We start from the raw sequence: 844 nt of genomic DNA on the forward strand, positions 1-844 counted from the left end.
CTGCGCGCGCGACGCGCCGAGCGCGCGCAGCAGCGCGGACTCGCGCACCCGCTCGTCGCGCGTGCCGGCGAGCGCCGTGTACAGCACGAGCACGCCGGCCGCGAGCGTGAACATGAACAGGAACTGCACCGCGCCGACCACCTGCAGCATCATCCGCTGCAACTGCGCGAGGATCGGCGCGACGTCGATCGCGGTCAGGTTCGGATAGCGCGCGATCAGCGGATCGAGCAGCGCGGCATTCGATGCCGGCAAATGGAAGCTCGTCAGGTACACGGCCGGGAAATCCTTCAGCACCGGCGGCGGCATCAGCACGAAGAAATTGACGCGGAACGAACCCCAGTCGAGCTTGCGCACGCTCGTGATCGGCGCGTCGACCGTCAGCCCCGTCACGTCGAAGCGCAGCACGTCGCCCGGCTTCACGTTCAGCGTCTTCGCGAGGCCCGCCTCGATCGAGATCTGCGGCGTCGCCGCGGTGCCGAACCAGTCGCCTTCGACGATCCGGTTGTCGGACGGCAACCGGGTCGTATAGGACAGGTTGAACTCGCGGTCGACGAGCCGGCGCGCCTCCTCGGACGGGTAGGCGTCCGGATTCACCGGCTTGCCGTTGATCGCGACGAGGCGGCCGCGCACCATCGGCTCGGGCACCGCGTCGCGCACGCCGTGCGCGGCCAGATAGGCCGCGACGTCGGCGCGCTGGTCGGGCTGGATGTCGATCAGGAACTGATTCGGCGCATCGGGCGGCGTCGACTGCTGCCAGCCCGCGACGAGGTCGTTGCGCGTGATCGCGATCAGCAGCAGGCACATCAGGCCGAGCGCGAGCGCGGTGATCTGCAGCGCGCTCGCC

At 69.7% G+C, this 844-nt stretch carries 1 pseudogene; it reads right to left on the reverse strand.

The features are described from left to right. Positions 1–844, reverse strand: a pseudogene (locus G3N98_RS39380) (ABC transporter permease); the annotation flags it as partial.

It is taken from the genome of Burkholderia sp. Tr-20390 (assembly GCF_017104595.1).
Taxonomy (GTDB): domain Bacteria; phylum Pseudomonadota; class Gammaproteobacteria; order Burkholderiales; family Burkholderiaceae; genus Burkholderia.